Origin of the sequence: Methanocorpusculum sp., assembly GCF_030655665.1 — an archaeon.
Classification (GTDB): Archaea; Halobacteriota; Methanomicrobia; order Methanomicrobiales; family Methanocorpusculaceae; genus Methanocorpusculum.
On record NZ_JAUSPQ010000008.1, the window covers coordinates 122,601 to 138,376 of the forward strand.

13 protein-coding genes are annotated in these 15,776 nt (G+C 49.7%); 11 read left to right on the forward strand and 2 right to left on the reverse strand.

The annotated features are described in order from the left end of the window. Positions 1–6: 6 nt before the first annotated feature. The 11 genes from Q7J08_RS06730 to Q7J08_RS06780 all read left to right on the forward strand — a co-directional run bounded on the left by Q7J08_RS06730 (position 7) and on the right by Q7J08_RS06780 (position 10,829). A complete protein-coding gene (locus Q7J08_RS06730; RefSeq protein WP_304910926.1) occupies positions 7–933 on the forward strand; it encodes an MBL fold metallo-hydrolase in 927 nt (308 codons plus the stop codon). A gap of 332 nt (positions 934–1,265) precedes the next feature. Continuing rightward, entirely contained in the window at positions 1,266–2,801 is a 1,536-nt protein-coding gene (gene trpE, locus Q7J08_RS06735) for an anthranilate synthase component I (RefSeq protein WP_304910927.1), read from the forward strand. After that, positions 2,798–3,376 (forward strand): aminodeoxychorismate/anthranilate synthase component II, encoded by a 579-nt coding sequence (locus Q7J08_RS06740; RefSeq protein WP_304910928.1) that lies wholly within the window; start codon positions 2,798–2,800, stop codon positions 3,374–3,376. Before trpE ends, Q7J08_RS06740 begins: the two co-directional genes overlap by 4 nt. Continuing rightward, a complete protein-coding gene (gene trpD / locus Q7J08_RS06745; RefSeq protein WP_304910929.1) occupies positions 3,373–4,395 on the forward strand; it encodes an anthranilate phosphoribosyltransferase in 1,023 nt (340 codons plus the stop codon). Before Q7J08_RS06740 ends, trpD begins: the two co-directional genes overlap by 4 nt. Then, entirely contained in the window at positions 4,385–5,152 is a 768-nt protein-coding gene (locus Q7J08_RS06750; protein ID WP_304910930.1) for an indole-3-glycerol-phosphate synthase, read from the forward strand. Before trpD ends, Q7J08_RS06750 begins: the two co-directional genes overlap by 11 nt. Beyond that, positions 5,143–5,721, forward strand: coding sequence for a phosphoribosylanthranilate isomerase (locus Q7J08_RS06755; protein WP_304910931.1), 579 nt, complete (start codon positions 5,143–5,145; stop codon positions 5,719–5,721). Before Q7J08_RS06750 ends, Q7J08_RS06755 begins: the two co-directional genes overlap by 10 nt. Then, positions 5,718–6,896, forward strand: a complete 1,179-nt coding sequence (gene trpB, locus Q7J08_RS06760) for a tryptophan synthase subunit beta (RefSeq protein ID WP_304910932.1) — start codon at positions 5,718–5,720, stop codon at positions 6,894–6,896. Before Q7J08_RS06755 ends, trpB begins: the two co-directional genes overlap by 4 nt. Then, entirely contained in the window at positions 6,896–7,720 is an 825-nt protein-coding gene (gene trpA / locus Q7J08_RS06765) for a tryptophan synthase subunit alpha (protein ID WP_304910933.1), read from the forward strand. The genes trpB and trpA overlap by 1 nt, the downstream gene beginning before the upstream one ends. 71 nt (positions 7,721–7,791) lie before the next feature. Next, complete coding sequence (locus Q7J08_RS06770; protein WP_304910934.1) at positions 7,792–8,937, forward strand: NAD(P)/FAD-dependent oxidoreductase; 1,146 nt, start codon at positions 7,792–7,794, stop codon at positions 8,935–8,937. Positions 8,938–9,057: 120 nt separating this feature from the next. Then, positions 9,058–9,987, forward strand: a complete 930-nt coding sequence (locus Q7J08_RS06775; RefSeq protein WP_304910935.1) for an ATP-binding cassette domain-containing protein — start codon at positions 9,058–9,060, stop codon at positions 9,985–9,987. Further along, the gene (locus tag Q7J08_RS06780; protein WP_304910936.1) at positions 9,984–10,829 is read left to right on the forward strand and encodes an energy-coupling factor transporter transmembrane protein EcfT; all 846 of its coding nucleotides are present in this window, start codon (positions 9,984–9,986) and stop codon (positions 10,827–10,829) included. Before Q7J08_RS06775 ends, Q7J08_RS06780 begins: the two co-directional genes overlap by 4 nt. A gap of 717 nt (positions 10,830–11,546) precedes the next feature. Here the strand turns inward: Q7J08_RS06780 and Q7J08_RS06785 are convergent. Both Q7J08_RS06785 and Q7J08_RS06790 read right to left on the reverse strand, forming a co-directional pair. Next, positions 11,547–12,806 (reverse strand): 2-hydroxyacyl-CoA dehydratase, encoded by a 1,260-nt coding sequence (locus Q7J08_RS06785; protein ID WP_304910937.1) that lies wholly within the window; start codon positions 12,804–12,806, stop codon positions 11,547–11,549. Position 12,807: 1 nt separating this feature from the next. Next, on the reverse strand, positions 12,808–15,753 hold the full coding sequence (locus Q7J08_RS06790; protein ID WP_304910938.1) for an acyl-CoA dehydratase activase-related protein: 2,946 nt from the start codon (positions 15,751–15,753) through the stop codon (positions 12,808–12,810). Positions 15,754–15,776 lie beyond the last annotated feature (23 nt).

The window sequence follows — 15,776 nt, forward strand, 5'->3', positions numbered from 1 at the left end:
TTATTTATGGAATTCAAGCTGAAACCTGCTGATCGCGTGGAAATCACCGTTCTGGTCGATAACTACATCGATATCTTTGTACCGCCCGCAACCCCTGTCGATCGGAGGTTGCTTTTCGATCCGCATCGTGAAATCATAGCCGAACATGGATTTTCCTGCCTTGTAAGGATATTTTCCGGTAAAGAGGAGCACACTGTTCTCCTTGATGCTGGTTTGTCCCGTGAATGCATGGCGTGGAATGCTCGTCAGCTTGGCATCTCCCTGCAGTCGGTTGAGGCCGTTGTTTTAAGCCACGGGCACTTTGATCATACAGGTGGTCTTTACGATTTTTTCTCCGGTGAAAACGGGAAGATTCCATTTGTTTTCCATCCGGATGCACTGCTGCTTCGCCGGTTTAGCACTCCGAATGGTCCTGTTGAACTGCCGCGGATTGATGCTGAATCACTAAAAAATGCCGGGGCTGAAATGCTTTCAAGAAGTGACCCGTCAAGCCTCGCAGACGGTTATATGTTTGTAACGGGCGAGGTGGAAAGAACGGTTGAATTCGAGACGGGGATGCCGGGAATGGAGATAAAAAGGGATGATACATGGATGCCTGACCTGATTTTGGATGATCAGGCAATTGTTATACATATAAAAGGAAGGGGTCTTATTATCATAAGTGGCTGTGCTCATGCCGGAATAGTGAATACTGTTGAATACGCTAAAAAAATCACCGGCGTTCGTAGTGTCTGTGCAGTGATGGGTGGGTTCCATCTTACTGGACAGGTCTTTGAACCAAGAATCAAGCCGACGATAGACGCGATGAAGGCAGCCAATCCTGATTATATAATCCCTATGCATTGCACAGGCTGGAAAGCGATTAACAGTTTTATGGCTTCAATGCCGGAGAAATGCATCTTAAACACAGTCGGGACAACCTATGTGTTCTGAATTTCAAAATCTCAACGGCATTTTTTATGGAATGTTGCCGTTCTGAAGAGTCTCCCAAAAATGACTGAGTAAAGCAGGCAGCGCTCGGATTCAAATAGGGACTATTGGGATACCTAAATGGTGATCCCCAATATATCATCAGAATAACAATATTTTTGGCGCGTTTTTCTCTTCTTTCTAAGTCAGCCTGATTATTCTGAGACGGTCTATTTTATTTTGTGGCACGCCATAATCAAATTATTTGTACAGTAATGTATATATGTGTACAACACACAACACTTATTGTGAATCATGACAAAAATCAACTACAACAGGATTGTGATGCCGGTGGAATGGATACTGGTATAACCCAGGAAATCGGTCAGAACTCGTTTTTCCCATCATTAGATGAGTTAAAATGTATCAATAAGACCTTATCGGCTCATACGCTGATTCCCGTCTACCATACCTTTGCTGATCCAGGTATTTCACCAGCATCTGCTTATGAGGTACTCAGAGAAAAATATGGTTTTCTGCTCGAATCAATAGAAGGAAACGAACGAAATGCACGATACTCAGTTATAGGGACTGGTCTTCTGATGCATATCACTGCCGATCCCGACCTTCACATAACTGGAAAATACAATCCAGCCGAGAAGTTCGAAGGTCGAAATGTGTCAGCGGAATCATTCAACGAATTTTTACGCTGCATCAAGTATCAAAGTCCGGACATCCCTGGATATGCCGGAGGTCTTGCCGGATACTTCTCGTATGATCTGGCGCTCAAGACTCTTGAGGTGCCCGGCATTAAAGAAAAAATGCGGGATTTCCCTCTTGCCGAGTTCATGATGCCGGAAGCATATGTTATATTCGATCACGTTCGGGGGACCATTACCATTCTCAGGTTTTTGTTCGGAGAAGATCCCAAAGATATCGAATCAGGATACACCGAGGCTCTCCACCTGATCTCCGCAATGGAAAATACTCTCTGCAGAACGGTGTCCCTTCAAAAAGAAGAGAACTGTCTCTCGTTTGGAAAAAAGTTCAATATCGAATCAGAGTATACATCTGATTTCTCGGAAAACGAGTTCGAAGAACTCGTTAGAACTGCAAAAGAGTACATTCTCAACGGGGATATCTTCCAGGTCGTCATCTCCAAACAATGCGCTGTACCCTATGACGGCGATCCCTTCAAGATATATCGGCAGATGAGAAGACTGAATCCAAGTCCCTATATGTATTTCATGGATTTCTCCGACAAACAGGTCATCGGTGCAAGTCCCGAAATGCTGATAAAAGTGGAAGGCCGCGAGGTCACCTCAGTTCCGATTGCTGGGACCAGAAAACGCGGGAAAGATGCACGAGAGGATTCCGAACTCGAAAAGGAACTCTTAGCAGATAAAAAAGAGTGCGCCGAACACCTGATGCTTGTCGATCTTTCGAGAAACGATATTGGTCGTGTCTGCAAATATGGAAGTGTTCGGGTAACCGGGTTCATGTCGGTTGAAAAATTCTCCCATGTTCAGCACATCGTATCAACCGTTGAGGGAATCCTTTTGGACGACCAGACTCCATTTGATGCCTTCATGTCGTGTTTTCCTGCCGGTACCGTCTCTGGAGCGCCAAAAATACGCGCCATGCAGATCATCAACGAACTTGAACCTTCATCCCGAGGGCTGTATGCCGGGGCAGTCGGCTACCTCGGATTTAACGGAAATCTGGATTTTGCGATCCTTATCCGAACCGTTGTGGTAAAAGACAAAACAGCATATTTCCAGTCAGGAGCAGGTATTGTCGCAGATTCCAATCCTGAATCCGAATTTACCGAGTCAGAAAACAAGGCCGCAAGCATGAAGGCCGCCATCGAATCAGCAGGTGAAAGCGCATGAACGTTCTGGTAATCGACTGTTACGACAGTTTCACCTACAATCTCTGTCAGCAGATAGGGTATCTTGGGGCCGAGCCGATCGTTGTTAAAAATGATCGTAGGTGTGATCTTCCGGATGCATCCGAGTTTGACCGGATAGTTCTTTCCCCCGGTCCCGGAAAACCGGAGGACTCCGGGCTCTGTCTGGAGATCCTGGAAACCTATGCAAAAGAGATCCCCACACTTGGGATTTGTCTTGGGCATCAGGCGATATGCCACTTCTTCGGAGGAAAAGTCATCCGGACCGGTAAACCAGTTCACGGCATGACCTCAGAGATCCTGCATGACGGGAGCGGACTCTTTACCGAAGTGAAGAATCCTTTCCGGGCAACCCGTTATCACTCGCTCGCAGCAGAGGAGTCATCGCTTCCTTCCTGCCTGTCAGTTTCGGCACGAAGCAAAGACGACGGGATGATCATGGCAGTTTCCCACAAGGAATATCCGGTGTTCGGACTTCAGTTCCACCCCGAAAGTTTTCTCACAGAATCCGGTAATCAAATCATGAAAAATTTCCTGGACATAGGAGTGGTTAGATGATCGCAGAATGCATAAAAAAAGCCTCATCACGCTCTGATTTGAGCGTTGTTGAGGCGGAAGGATCAATGCAGGATATCATGTCGGGAAACGCTACCGATAGTCAGATCGGGGCATTTCTGACCGCTCTTGTCATGAAGGGCGAGACGAGTTCCGAGATCGCGGCTTTTGCCTCGGTAATGAGGGAAAATGCCGTAAAGATCACGCCGAAAAGAAACGGCATGCTTGTCGATACCTGCGGTACGGGAGGCGACGGGAAAAATACTTTCAATATTAGTACGGCCGCGGCTTTTACTGCTGCCGGCGCCGGAATAACCATAGTTAAGCATGGAAATCGGGGGGCAACCAGTAAATGCGGATCCGCCGATGTTCTGGAAGCACTCGGGGTAAATATCGATCTTTCCCCAGATAGGGTCTGTGAAATCATCGATGAAAACGGCATCGGGTTTATGTTTGCCCAAAACCATCATCCTGCTATGAAGTATGCGGGCCGAGTTAGAAAGGAGATCGGTATTCGAAGTTTCTTCAACCTGATCGGCCCTCTCTCGAATCCAGCCGGAGCGGATGCCCAGCTTCTGGGTGTTTACGATCCTTCCCTCACGGAAAAGATCGCTGAAGTTCTCAATATTCTGGGCACGAAAAGGGCAATGGTAGTTCACGGTGATGGATATGACGAGATAACTACGACCGGAGTTACCTCTGTATCTGAGGTGAACGACGGTCAGGTCCGGAGTTATTCGCTTGATGCATCAGCCTTCGTTTTCCCAAAAGCAGATGCTGCCTCGCTTAACGGAGGCGATCTCCAGTATAACGCTGGGATCATCAGATCAGTTCTTGAAGGAGAAGAAGGTCCGAGAAGAGATATCGTCATCCTCAATGCCGCGGCTGCAATCTACCTTGGAGACAAGGCAGGGAGTATCGCCGACGGGATCAAATCTGCGGAAAGATCCATAGACTCCGGTCATGCACTTGAGAAACTGGAGAATCTGATTCTGCTTTCAGGAGGGAGAAATGATTCTTGATGACATCTGTGCTCTTTCGCAGAAAAGGGCAGCACAGCTCGACCCATCGATCAGAAAAACCGCTGAAGAGGAGGTCTATATTTCTCAAAGCCTGCTCAAAGCCGTGAAAAAATGTCAGGGTGAAAAAAATGCGGTCATTGCCGAGATCAAATACACAACCCCCTCGGACAAGACCCTTGACTCAGGGATGGATCCGGCATTCCTCGCCCGTTACTATGAAAAGGGCGGGGCATGTGCCGTTTCTGTTCTAACGGAACCCTTTTACTTCTCGGGAAGCGCAGAAAATCTCACCAAAGCAAAATCCGGGACCCGGCTCCCGATCCTCAGAAAAGATTTCATCGTCGATGAAAACCAGATATACGAGACATACGCCTTACATGCCGACTCCGTGCTTCTGATCGCAGATGTACTGCAGGACCGACTTGCGGAGTTCATCTCTCTCTGCCGGTCTCTGGATCTCGAACCGCTGGTCGAGGTCAGGACCTTGGATGATGCGGAGAATGCTATACGATCCGGGGCACTGCTGACCGGCATCAACAACCGGAATTTATATGACATGTCGGTCGATACGAAAAAAACAAAAGACTTGTCTGGTGTCCTCCGTGATGCCGGCCTTACTGTGATCTCCGAGAGCGGCATCAAAACGCCGGAGGATGTCCTTGGGCTGAAAAACTTCTGTGACGGTTTTCTCATCGGAACCACACTCATGAAGTCCGCGAATCCGCAAAAAACACTGGAGGCATTTGTATGCGTGTGAAAATCTGCGGGATCACCACCGTAAGAGATGCTTTAATCGCGGAAGAAGAGGGGGCCGATGCCATCGGAATCGTTGTCTGCTCGGACTCAAAACGCTCAGTTCCGGTCAGCCGAGCAAGAGAGATTTTCGCAGCACTTCGTCCGAACACAGAAAAGATCTGCGTTACCAACACTCAAAGTCAAAGTGACTTGGAACTCATTCTCTCCCTCAAGCCGACTGCCATTCAGATTCCTCAGAATCTGCAGGTTCCCGCAGGGATTGGAACAAAAATTTACCGGGTCACGTCAGGGGGAATCGGACTGCCTGACGAATGTGATGCGGTCGTAATCGACCAGAGCTGTGGTCAGGGAATCGTGTATGACCGGAGTTATGCCGAGAAGGTAGTCGAAAGGTCTGCGGTTCCTGTGATCCTTGCCGGCGGACTTACTCCGGACAATGTTGGTGATGCCATCAGAAATCTTCGTCCGTATGCCGTCGATGTTTCATCAGGCGTTGAAAAGTCAAAGGGAGTCAAAGACAGAAAAAAGATTCGTGAATTTATAGAGATTTGCAGGAGACCAGCATTATGAAAGAAAAAACAGGATATTACGGAGAGTTCGGTGGACGTTTCGTTCCCGAAACACTCATGGCGGCTCTTTACGAGCTGGACAGTGAATACCACCGGTTAAAGGACGACCCTGGATTCAAGGCTGAACTCAATTCCTATCTAACGGAGTTTGCCGGACGCGAGACTCCTCTCACGTTCTGCAAAAATATGTCTGAATACTGCGGCTGCAAGGTCTATCTCAAGCGTGAGGACCTTGTTCACGGCGGGGCGCATAAACTCAACAACACCCTTGGACAGGCTCTTCTTGCCAAAGCGATGGGAAAAAAACGCCTGATCGCAGAGACCGGAGCCGGGCAGCACGGCGTTGCTACGGCAATTGCCGGAGCTGCGCTCAATCTGCCCGTTGAAGTGTTCATGGGCGAAGAAGATTGTGAGAGACAGAAATTGAATGTGTTCAGGATGGAACTCATGGGCGCCAAGGTCCATCCCGTCAGTTCCGGGACAAAGACCCTGAAAGATGCAACCAACGAGGCGTTACGCGAGTGGGCAAAGACCGTTGACTACACCCACTATCTGATCGGATCAGTTGTGGGCCCCCATCCCTTCCCCATGATCGTCAGGGATTTCCAGTCGGTCATCGGCGAGGAGACGAGACGCCAGTGTCTTGAAAAGGAAGGAAGGCTCCCGGACACGCTTGTCGCGTGTGTCGGAGGCGGCTCAAATGCGATAGGGATGTTTTATCCGATGCTGAAGGACGATGTCAGAATGGTCGGCGTGGAAGCAGGCGGGCGTGCCCTTACTCCTGGGAATAACGGGGCGACGCTGAACACCGGCAGTCCCGGGGTTCTGCACGGGGCGCTCTCCTATCTTATCCAGAATGAGGACGGGCAGATCGGCGTGACGCATTCCATCTCGGCGGGACTTGACTATCCTGGAGTTGGACCTGAACACAGTATGCTGAAAGAGATGAACCGTGTCGAGTATTCCTATGTGATGGATGACGAGGTCCTTGATGCCTTCTCCTATCTTTCACGGACGGAAGGGATCATCCCCGCTCTCGAGTCATCGCATGCGGTCTCGTATGTTCTTAAAAATAAGGACACCTTTGATCGGGATGATATCGTTGTTATCTGCCTTTCAGGAAGGGGAGATAAAGATGTCGCTTCGGTTTCAAAAATGTTTGGGAGTGAGCAGTAATGCAGGTAAAATACGGAAAAAAAAGAGTCACGGCAGCTTTTGCAAAACCAGGTTTTGTCGGATACACCGTTGCCGGTGATCCAAACCCCTTGGATTCGATCGAAATCGCCAAGGCTTTGATCGACGGCGGTTGTGATGTTTTGGAGCTGGGCGTTCCCTTTTCAGATCCCGTCGCAGACGGCGGTGTGATCCAAAGTGCGGATACACGGGCTATCGATGCCGGCATTACGACGGATGGGGTATTTGAGATCGTGAAAGCGATCCGAGGATACTCTGATGTGCCGATCGTGTTTCTGGTCTACTACAATATCGTCTTCCGGCGGGGCGTCGACCGGTTCTATGATGAAGCAAAGGAGGCGGGGGTCGATGGAATCCTGATCGTCGATATGCCTCCCGAAGAAGCAGAACCTGCCCAGAACGCTTCAGAGCGGACGGGGATCGCACAGATTTTTCTGGTGACACAGACGACCTCGGACGAGCGGCTCGATATGATCGTCAGGCTAGCTTCCGGCTTTATCTATTTGGTATCCTCACTTGGCGTCACAGGAAAGAGAACCGAGATTTCGAAAAATGCCTTCCCGCTTCTAGAACGTGTGAAGGCACGAACCGGGATTCCAATTGCTGTCGGTTTTGGGATCTCAGGGCCGGAGCATGCCGCTGAGATCGTCCGTCATGGTGCGGACGGAGTGATTGTCGGAAGTGCCATTGTAGGAAGGATCGAAGAGCATCTTGGGGATAAGGAAGGAATGCTCAATGAGCTCAGGACATATGTCCGGAGCATGAAACGTTCGATTGAGGATGAAGCGGATAAACGCGTGATCTGATCCGCTGTCCTACCGAATTCCTTCAATTGGTCCCTCTTATTTTTATTTTTGTATGACCAACAGAATCATACGTGTCTGATGTCATCGTCATAGGGGGCGGACCCGCCGGCTCGACCGCCGCACGGATATGCGCCAAAGCTGGTTTGTCCACGCGGGTTCTTGAGGAGCATGCTTCCTTAGGTTATCCGGTCCAGTGTGCTGGTCTCCTTTCGAATAATGCCTTTGTCGAGTGTGAAGTTTCGGCCCGGTCCGTGTATAATACGGTCCGCGGAGCAAAAATTTGCGGCTCGGAGGGGCATTCCCTCTCTTTCGATGCAAAAACGACGAAGGCCTATGTTGTTGACAGAGGAAGACTTGATCATGAAATGGCAGTCAGCGCTGCAGAGGCCGGCGCGGAATTTTCTCTCAAGACCTGTGTGACCAAGATCAATCCGGTGAAAAAGATCATCCATACTGCGGACGGGGAGGGGATCCCTTATAACCTTCTGATTGCAGCTGATGGTCCGAGGAGTGTTGTTGCCCGGAGTCTTGGAATTTCGCCTTCACCGTTCATTTACTCCGGCATCCAGGCAGAAGTTCCGTGGAACGGGGATCCTTCGCTCGTCGAGCTTCATCCAAACGCTGCCCCAGAATTTTTTGCATGGGTCATTCCCTTATCGGAAAAAAGGGCACGGGTGGGTCTTTGCGGAATGAAAAATGTACCGGACCTTTTTGCACAATTCCTCTCACGGTTCCCCGGGAGTACTATTCATTCGGTGACGGGCACGATCCCAATTGGGATCCGACGTAAAACATTTGGGTCAGGCTGTATGCTTGCAGGGGACGCGGCAGGATTTCCCAAGCCGACATCCGGCGGAGGGGTATATACGGGGGTCCGCTCTGCCCGATCTGCGGCACAGACTGCGATAGATTCCTTCGATGCCGGTGATTCGACGGATGCATTCCTTTCCCAATACGAAAATCTCTGGCGTGAGGACTTCGGTCGTGAACTGGATATGGGTCTGAAGGCTCTGGAGTTCCGCCGGAATCTGGATCCAGAGGATATCGATGCGGCGATTGATGCTATGAATACTCCAGAGATACTCGATCTGATCATTCGTTTCGGGGATATGGATCGGCCTTCGGATCTGCTGAAAAGGCTCGCGATGAAGCCGGGGCTTTACGGGACGTTTGGCAGGATCGGGATCAAGGGGATCGTGAGGTCAGTATTCGGGTAATCTGTTTCGAGAATGTCTTTTTCGAGTGTTGATTGCTTTCCAGCAAGTGTTTCCCCCCCTCTCAAAGGTAATAACAATGCTATCATCTTTATGCCCTCATAGCATACATAAATCATTACAATGCACCTCATTGAAACCCGGGACCTCTGCTACTCATACAGCACATCCAAAGAACCGGTCCTGAATAATATCAACTTCATAGCTGGGAGAAAACAGCGCATTGCTGTTCTCGGTCCCAACGGAGCCGGAAAAAGTACTCTTTTCCGTCACTTAAACGGTATTCTCAAGCCGAAATCCGGTTCCGTTTTGATCAGAGGTGAGCCCATCACCAAAGCAAATATCCACGAGGTGCGGAAGTTTGTCGGGCTCGTCTTCCAGAACCCGGATGATCAGGTGTTTTCAACTACGGTCGAACAGGACATTGCCTTTGGTCCCTACAATCTTGGACTGGATGAGGAAACCATCGCTCACCGCGTGGACTCTGTTGTCCGAATGCTCGGGCTCGAAGACCTGCGAAGCCGGGCTCCCCATCATCTCTCAGGCGGTGAGAAAAAACGCGTGGCCATTGCCGGTGTACTTGCGATGGAACCACAGGTCCTTATCCTTGATGAACCTACTGCGGGTCTTGACCCTCAGGGTGTCAAGGAACTCTTCAGTTTCCTGAATGCTCTTCCGGAAAAGTACGGGTTTACGGTCATTTACTCTACGCATCAGGTCGAACTGGTGCCGGAGATGGCAGACTGTGTCTACGTCATGGAAAAGGGAGAGATCACCGGATACGGTACCCCGCAGGAGATCTTCCTCCAGGACGATCTGCTTGCACGGGCCCATCTGGAACTCCCGGCCCTTCCAAAACTGATCAGGGCTCTCCAGTCTCAGGGAGTAAACGTCGAGTCTGCCTACACCTATCAGGACGCCGAGGATTCATTCATGAAAGCATTCGGGAAAGTTCCCGTCCCCCGAGAAAAAAAGGAAACTCCTCTTCCTTATGGTCTCGATATTCCCCATGATCACGACGGTCCCCATCACCACCATCCTCACTGCGAATGACACTCATCGATGAACTTTTTGATATCGAACGCGAGGCTTACCGAAAAAGCCCGGTCCATTCTATAGATTCGCGAGTCAAACTCATCCTCTGTCTTCTGGGACTTCTGGTCACGGTTCTCTTACCTTACGTCAGGATAGGAGACCAGATCATCGCCTGGCCGCAGATCTTTGCCTTTGTCGTGATCTACATGTTGTTCTGGGGTCTCTACATTTTGTCTGGCGCCTCGATCAGATACTATTTCGTCCGTCTTATTCTCATCATGCCGTTTGGATTGTTCTTCATTATTCTCCAACCGTTCTTTGGAAACCCGTATTACGACGCTTATCATGTCATGTTTTCATTCCCATTCGGGGTGACTATGTACTGGGAGTCGCTCATCTTCGGACTCTCTCTCTTTGCGAAGTTCGTCATCTCACTCTCGTTCATCATTCTTCTCTCAGCGACAACAACTATGCAGGGTATGCTTGAAGCAGCCTCCCGTTTGCATATACCAAAACTCTTCATCACGGTAATGAGTCTTACCATTCGGTATATCTTCGTTTTCGCATTGGTGTTCAAGAAGATCCAGTCCGCATTTGCCTGCAAATGTTTCCTTTGGTCCGACCGCCGTCTTCCTCTCAGATATCGGCTGAATGTTATCGGGAATGCTGCCGGTTCGTTGTTTGTCCGTGCTCTCGATCAGGGTGAAAGGACCTATGTTTCGATGTGCTGCCGCGGATATGCTTCCGACTCTGCCATGCATTTTTCAGGAAAACCGCTTGCTTTTGCGGAATGGATCTTCCTTCTTTTCGGCATGGGATATCTCCTCTTGTTTCCGGCATTAGTGTATCTCGTATTTTAACGCGTGTTAGTTGTCTCGCATCGAATTTTAAGGGCGTTGCGGGCGATGCCTGCCGCGCATACCTTTTAACCATACTTGTGTCCGCGCTCTTGTAGTTTCAGCTCATAAATCCTCGTATGCGGCGTTTTTGACCGAATTTGCCTTATTTTTTCCCCGCCCTTCACAAAAGTATTTACAGTGACAAATCAACTAGAAAAATAGGAAGTTCCACTGGATTGAGGCGACGTGGGTTAACTTACACCGGGGAGCCGGATAGGGGGTCTGACCAACCTCCGAATGCTGCAGTCATTGAGATAAACGAGGTGCCGGGAAGACGGGAATCGTCTCGCCATGGAAATTTATCCAACGGCAGGTAGCCAGACTATTTGCGTAATCACTCACTAAAAAACGAGGTGAAAACCAATGCAGAACAAACCTATGGCAGGCAAAAAGGACGCAGCACCTGTTAAATCAGACGCAGCCCCGAAAGCAGCCCCAGCACGCGACGCACCTTCAAAGAAAGGAAACCGCAAGTAATGCGGTTTTATTTCTGAAGGAAAAAATAGTTGAACATACCCTTATGTGAGGCGGGCACCCCGTTTCACATAAGCTCGCCTGAATTCAGACACAATATCGTCTGTTCTTTTTTAGTGTAAAAAATATGCAGAGTATTTTCCGTATCTGAAGGGCTGGAGGCATTTTCTGAAATACGTGAAAATGTGATGCGTGGAGTTAGTATCACTTTGACTTTGCGTTGGCCAACATGAGTTTGATCCGGTTTTCCTGATTGATTCTTGTAGCCCCGGGATCATAATCTACAGCAACAATATTTGAATCCGGGAAATCCACTTTCAGTTTTCTCATCATGCCCTTCCCGACAACATGATTCGGCAGACACCCAAACGGCTGCGTGCAGACGATGTTCGGGGTTCCCGAGTGGATGAGTTCCAGCATCTCTGCTGTAAGGAGCCAGCCCTCACCCATTTTATTTCCATATCCGAGGTATCCTTTGACGCATTTCTGCAAATCGGCAAAGGTCCCCATAGCACGGAAGGTCCCATCCTCTTTTATCACATTGATCATGATTTTCTGGCAGCTTCCAATATATCTCTGAGCAACCCCGATAGCAAACTTTTTCAGTTTGCTCCCGCCGTAGAGATCCACATCAACATATCGATTATTGAATTTGAAGAGCATGAAGTCAGTTATACCCGGCACGATAACTTCCACCCCTTCATTGGTGAGAAAATCCTCAAGATTATTGTTGCCGAGCGGGGCATACTTGATATAGATCTCGCCGACGATACCGACACGGATCTTCTTTTCTGCGCTGCGGGGAATTGCTGCGAAATCGCGGGTTATCATCTCCATATATGTTTTCATCTGGCCGCGGCTCATTCCCTTTCCGTGAACGAAAAGGTCAACGAGATCGTCGGTCCATCGTGAGATCAGGCGATCGGTTTCACCCTTCTTCAGTTCATACGGTCTGCATTGATTGCCGAGATAGATCAGAAGATCACCATACATCATACCATAGACCATCCGGCGGCCTACCCTCACGGGGATCTTAAATCCGGGATTCTTTTCCAGACCCGAAAGGTTGATCGAGATCACCGGGATATACTCAAGACCCGCTTTTTTGAGCGCCTTTCTGAGCAGGTGTATATAGTTCGAGGCACGACATCCTCCTCCTGTCTGGCTGATAAGAAGAGCAACTTTGTGCGGATCATATCTTCCGCTCTGGACTGCTTCGATCAGCTGGCCGATGACGAGAAGGGCTGGATAACAGGTGTCATTGTGCACATACTTCAGTCCAGTCTCTACGATTTCCCGGTTGGTCGAAGTCAGAATGTCGATCTTATAGCCCTCGAGTTCGATGATCCTCTTCAAAAGATGGAACATCACCGGAAGCATCTGGGGCATGATGATCGTGTACTCTTTTTTCATCTCTTCGGTGAAGAGGAGTCGCCCGGTCTCGTCATATACCAGTTCTGCCATATTACACTCTCTCCCGTGCTTCGACCGCTGCGATCAGACTTCGGAGACGGATCTTCACGGCTCCCAGGTTGGTGATCTCATCGATCTTGATCTGGGTGTAGAGTTTCCCGCCTGTCTCGAGGATGTCGCGTGTCTCGTCCGTTGTGATCGCATCGATCCCGCACCCAAATGACACGAGCTGGATCAACTCCATGTCGGGCTGTGTACAGATATATCTTGCAGCCGAGTAGAGTCTTGACTGATAGGTCCATTGGTTAAGGACTTTTCTTCGCTCCTTTTCCACGAGATGTGAAACTGAGTCCTCGCTGATGAGAACAAATCCATAGGAAACGGCGAGTTCATCGATTCCATGTCCGATCTCCGGGTCGATATGATACGGTCTCCCTGCCATAACGAGGATCTTATGCCCGTTCTCTCTGGCGTAGCGGATGTATTCCTCGCCTTTTGCATGGATATCGGCCTTATAGGTCTCGTAGGCCTCATACGCCGCGCTGACCGCTGCCTTTGTTTCACGGTTCGGGATGCCGAACTCTTTTTTGAAGTAAACAGCGGCGCGTTTGGCAAAGTCTTTGGGTCTGTGCAGACCGAAGTAGGGATCCATAAACCTGACTCCGGTGAGTTCAGAGATATTTGCCGCAAGAAGTTCCGGGTAGTAGGCGACGACCGGACAGTTGAAGTTATTGTCTCCTGCTCCCTCATCAAAGTTGTAAGGCATACAGGGGTAGAAAATCGTATCAATTCCTTCATTGATCAGAGAGATCACATGACCGTGCATCAGTTTTGCCGGGTAGCAGACCGTGTCCGAAGGGATGGTATGTTGTCCGAGCCGGTAGACGGCACGAGACGATTCGGGAGATAACACTATCTCGAAACCGAGTTTCGTAAAGAACGCATGCCAGAACGGGAGGTTCTCAAACATATTGAGTCCAAATGGTATGCCGATCTTTCCACGGGGTCCGGGAACTCCTGTGAGAGAACGCAGCCGGTCATATTTCCATTTCGCCAGATTGGGGAGATCGGTCTTCTGTTTTCCAAGAGGTCTGGTGCATCTGTTTCCTGAGACGAATCGGCGTCCGTTGTCGAAGGTATTGATGGTCAGACTGCAGTGGTTCGTACAGATGTTGCAGGTGATGGGTCTGGCTTTGTGAGTAAACTCTGTGAGCTGATTCCGGGTAAGCAGTCCGGGCTCCTCCGGCGCCGTATCCTTCGCATATAGCGCTGCACCGTACGCCCCTGAGATCCCGGCGATAACGGGGCGAGTGACCTGACGCTCTAGTTCCTGTTCAAAACTTCGGAGGACTGCATCATTTTTGAATGTCCCTCCCTGAACGACGATGTGCTTTCCGAGGTCATCGGCATTGGCAGCACGTATCACTTTATAGACAGCGTTTTTGACGATCGAGATGGAAAGTCCTGCTGAGATATCTGCGACCGTTGCCCCGTCCCGCTGTGCCTGTTTCACCGACGAGTTCATGAATACGGTGCATCTTGACCCAAGGTTCACCGGATGTTCGACGAACAGGCCGAGTCTGGAGAACTCCTCGATCTCGTAGCCGAGAGCCCGGGCGAATGTCTCGATAAATGAGCCGCAGCCGGATGAACATGCTTCATTTAAGAAGATGCTGTCAACAGCCCCGTTTCGGATCTTGAAGCACTTCATATCCTGACCCCCTATGTCGATGATGAAATCCACGTCCGGGTTGAAGTGCTTGGCGGCCCGATAATGAGCTATTGTTTCAACAAGGCCGAGATCCATATTGAATGCGTTCTTGATCAGGTCCTCTCCATAACCCGTGACGGCACTGCCCTTAACCCGAATCCTGTCTCCGGCAAGTTCGTAGATCTTTTTCAGCTCTGCGAGGACGATCCCGACCGGGTTGCCCTGATTCGAGCCGTAGTATGAGTAGAGAATGCCGCAGTTTTCATCGATCAGGACGAGTTTGGTCGTCGTGCTTCCCGCATCGACCCCAAGCCAGGCATCGCCGGAGTAAGCGGCGATGTCTGTATTCGGCGGAGCATTACTGTTGTGCCTTTTGCAGAATGCTTCATACTCTTCCCGGGAAGTGAAGAGCGGCGGCATGGTGTTTGTGTGCGTCGCATCATCTACACTCTCCCCTATTTTTTTCAGGATATCACTGAACGCGATGTATTCGTATCCTTCCGTCGAGAGTGCCGCTCCGAGTGCCGCAAAACAGTCTCCGTTTTTTGGGAAGACTGCATGATCCTCATCCAGAGATAGTGTTTCTGCAAACCGTTTTCGAAGACCTTTATAATAATAAAGCGGTCCCCCGAGGAATACGATAGTCTCTCCAAGACTTCTCCCCTGGGTCAGTCCGGCAATGGTCTGATCGACGACCGCCTGATAGATGGATGCCGCCACATCCTCTTTTTGTCCACCCTGATTGAGGATCGGCTGGATGTCCGTCTTTGCAAACACACCGCAGCGTGAAGCGATCGGATAAATCTTTTCGAAATGCTGTGAGAGTTCATCGAGTTCTTCGACGGTCACGTTCAGCAGTGTCGCCATCTGATCGATGAAGGCTCCCGTTCCGCCTGCGCAGCTCCCGTTCATCCGCTCTTCAAGGCTCCCCTTAAAGAAGATGATCTTTGCATCCTCTCCCCCGAGTTCTATGACGGAGTCTGCGTTGGGGATGTATGTTTTAACGGCTTTTGCCGTAGCAAAAACTTCCTGGATAAACGGAAGGTTTGCTGATTTTGCAACTCCAAGACCTGCGGATCCGGTGATCAGCATCCGAACGTTTTTTCCATCAAGAATGTCCGATGCCCTGTTCAGAAGTTCCCCGGTTTTTTCTCTTACGTTGGAGAAGTGCCGTTCATATGCCCGGAAGAGAATATTGTCTGTTTTGTCCAGCACAATGACTTTGACGGTGGTCGAGCCAATGTCGATGCCTATTTTCAATATTGAAGTATTATTTGGCTCCGTCATTTATGTAAGCAGTATTAGTCCGG

Bases quoted from the DNA above. Each gene is read 5' to 3' on its own strand.
- Q7J08_RS06790 (WP_304910938.1), bottom strand. From the start codon at position 15,753: ATGACGGAGCCAAATAATACTTCAATATTGAAAATAGGCATCGACATT.
- Q7J08_RS06740 (WP_304910928.1), top strand. From the start codon at position 2,798: ATGAACGTTCTGGTAATCGACTGTTACGACAGTTTCACCTACAATCTC.
- Q7J08_RS06775 (WP_304910935.1), top strand. From the start codon at position 9,058: ATGCACCTCATTGAAACCCGGGACCTCTGCTACTCATACAGCACATCC.
- Q7J08_RS06785 (WP_304910937.1), bottom strand. From the start codon at position 12,806: ATGGCAGAACTGGTATATGACGAGACCGGGCGACTCCTCTTCACCGAA.
- trpB (WP_304910932.1), top strand. From the start codon at position 5,718: ATGAAAGAAAAAACAGGATATTACGGAGAGTTCGGTGGACGTTTCGTT.
- trpA (WP_304910933.1), top strand. From the start codon at position 6,896: ATGCAGGTAAAATACGGAAAAAAAAGAGTCACGGCAGCTTTTGCAAAA.
- Q7J08_RS06755 (WP_304910931.1), top strand. From the start codon at position 5,143: ATGCGTGTGAAAATCTGCGGGATCACCACCGTAAGAGATGCTTTAATC.
- Q7J08_RS06780 (WP_304910936.1), top strand. From the start codon at position 9,984: ATGACACTCATCGATGAACTTTTTGATATCGAACGCGAGGCTTACCGA.
- trpD (WP_304910929.1), top strand. From the start codon at position 3,373: ATGATCGCAGAATGCATAAAAAAAGCCTCATCACGCTCTGATTTGAGC.
- Q7J08_RS06730 (WP_304910926.1), top strand. From the start codon at position 7: ATGGAATTCAAGCTGAAACCTGCTGATCGCGTGGAAATCACCGTTCTG.
- Q7J08_RS06750 (WP_304910930.1), top strand. From the start codon at position 4,385: ATGATTCTTGATGACATCTGTGCTCTTTCGCAGAAAAGGGCAGCACAG.
- trpE (WP_304910927.1), top strand. From the start codon at position 1,266: ATGGATACTGGTATAACCCAGGAAATCGGTCAGAACTCGTTTTTCCCA.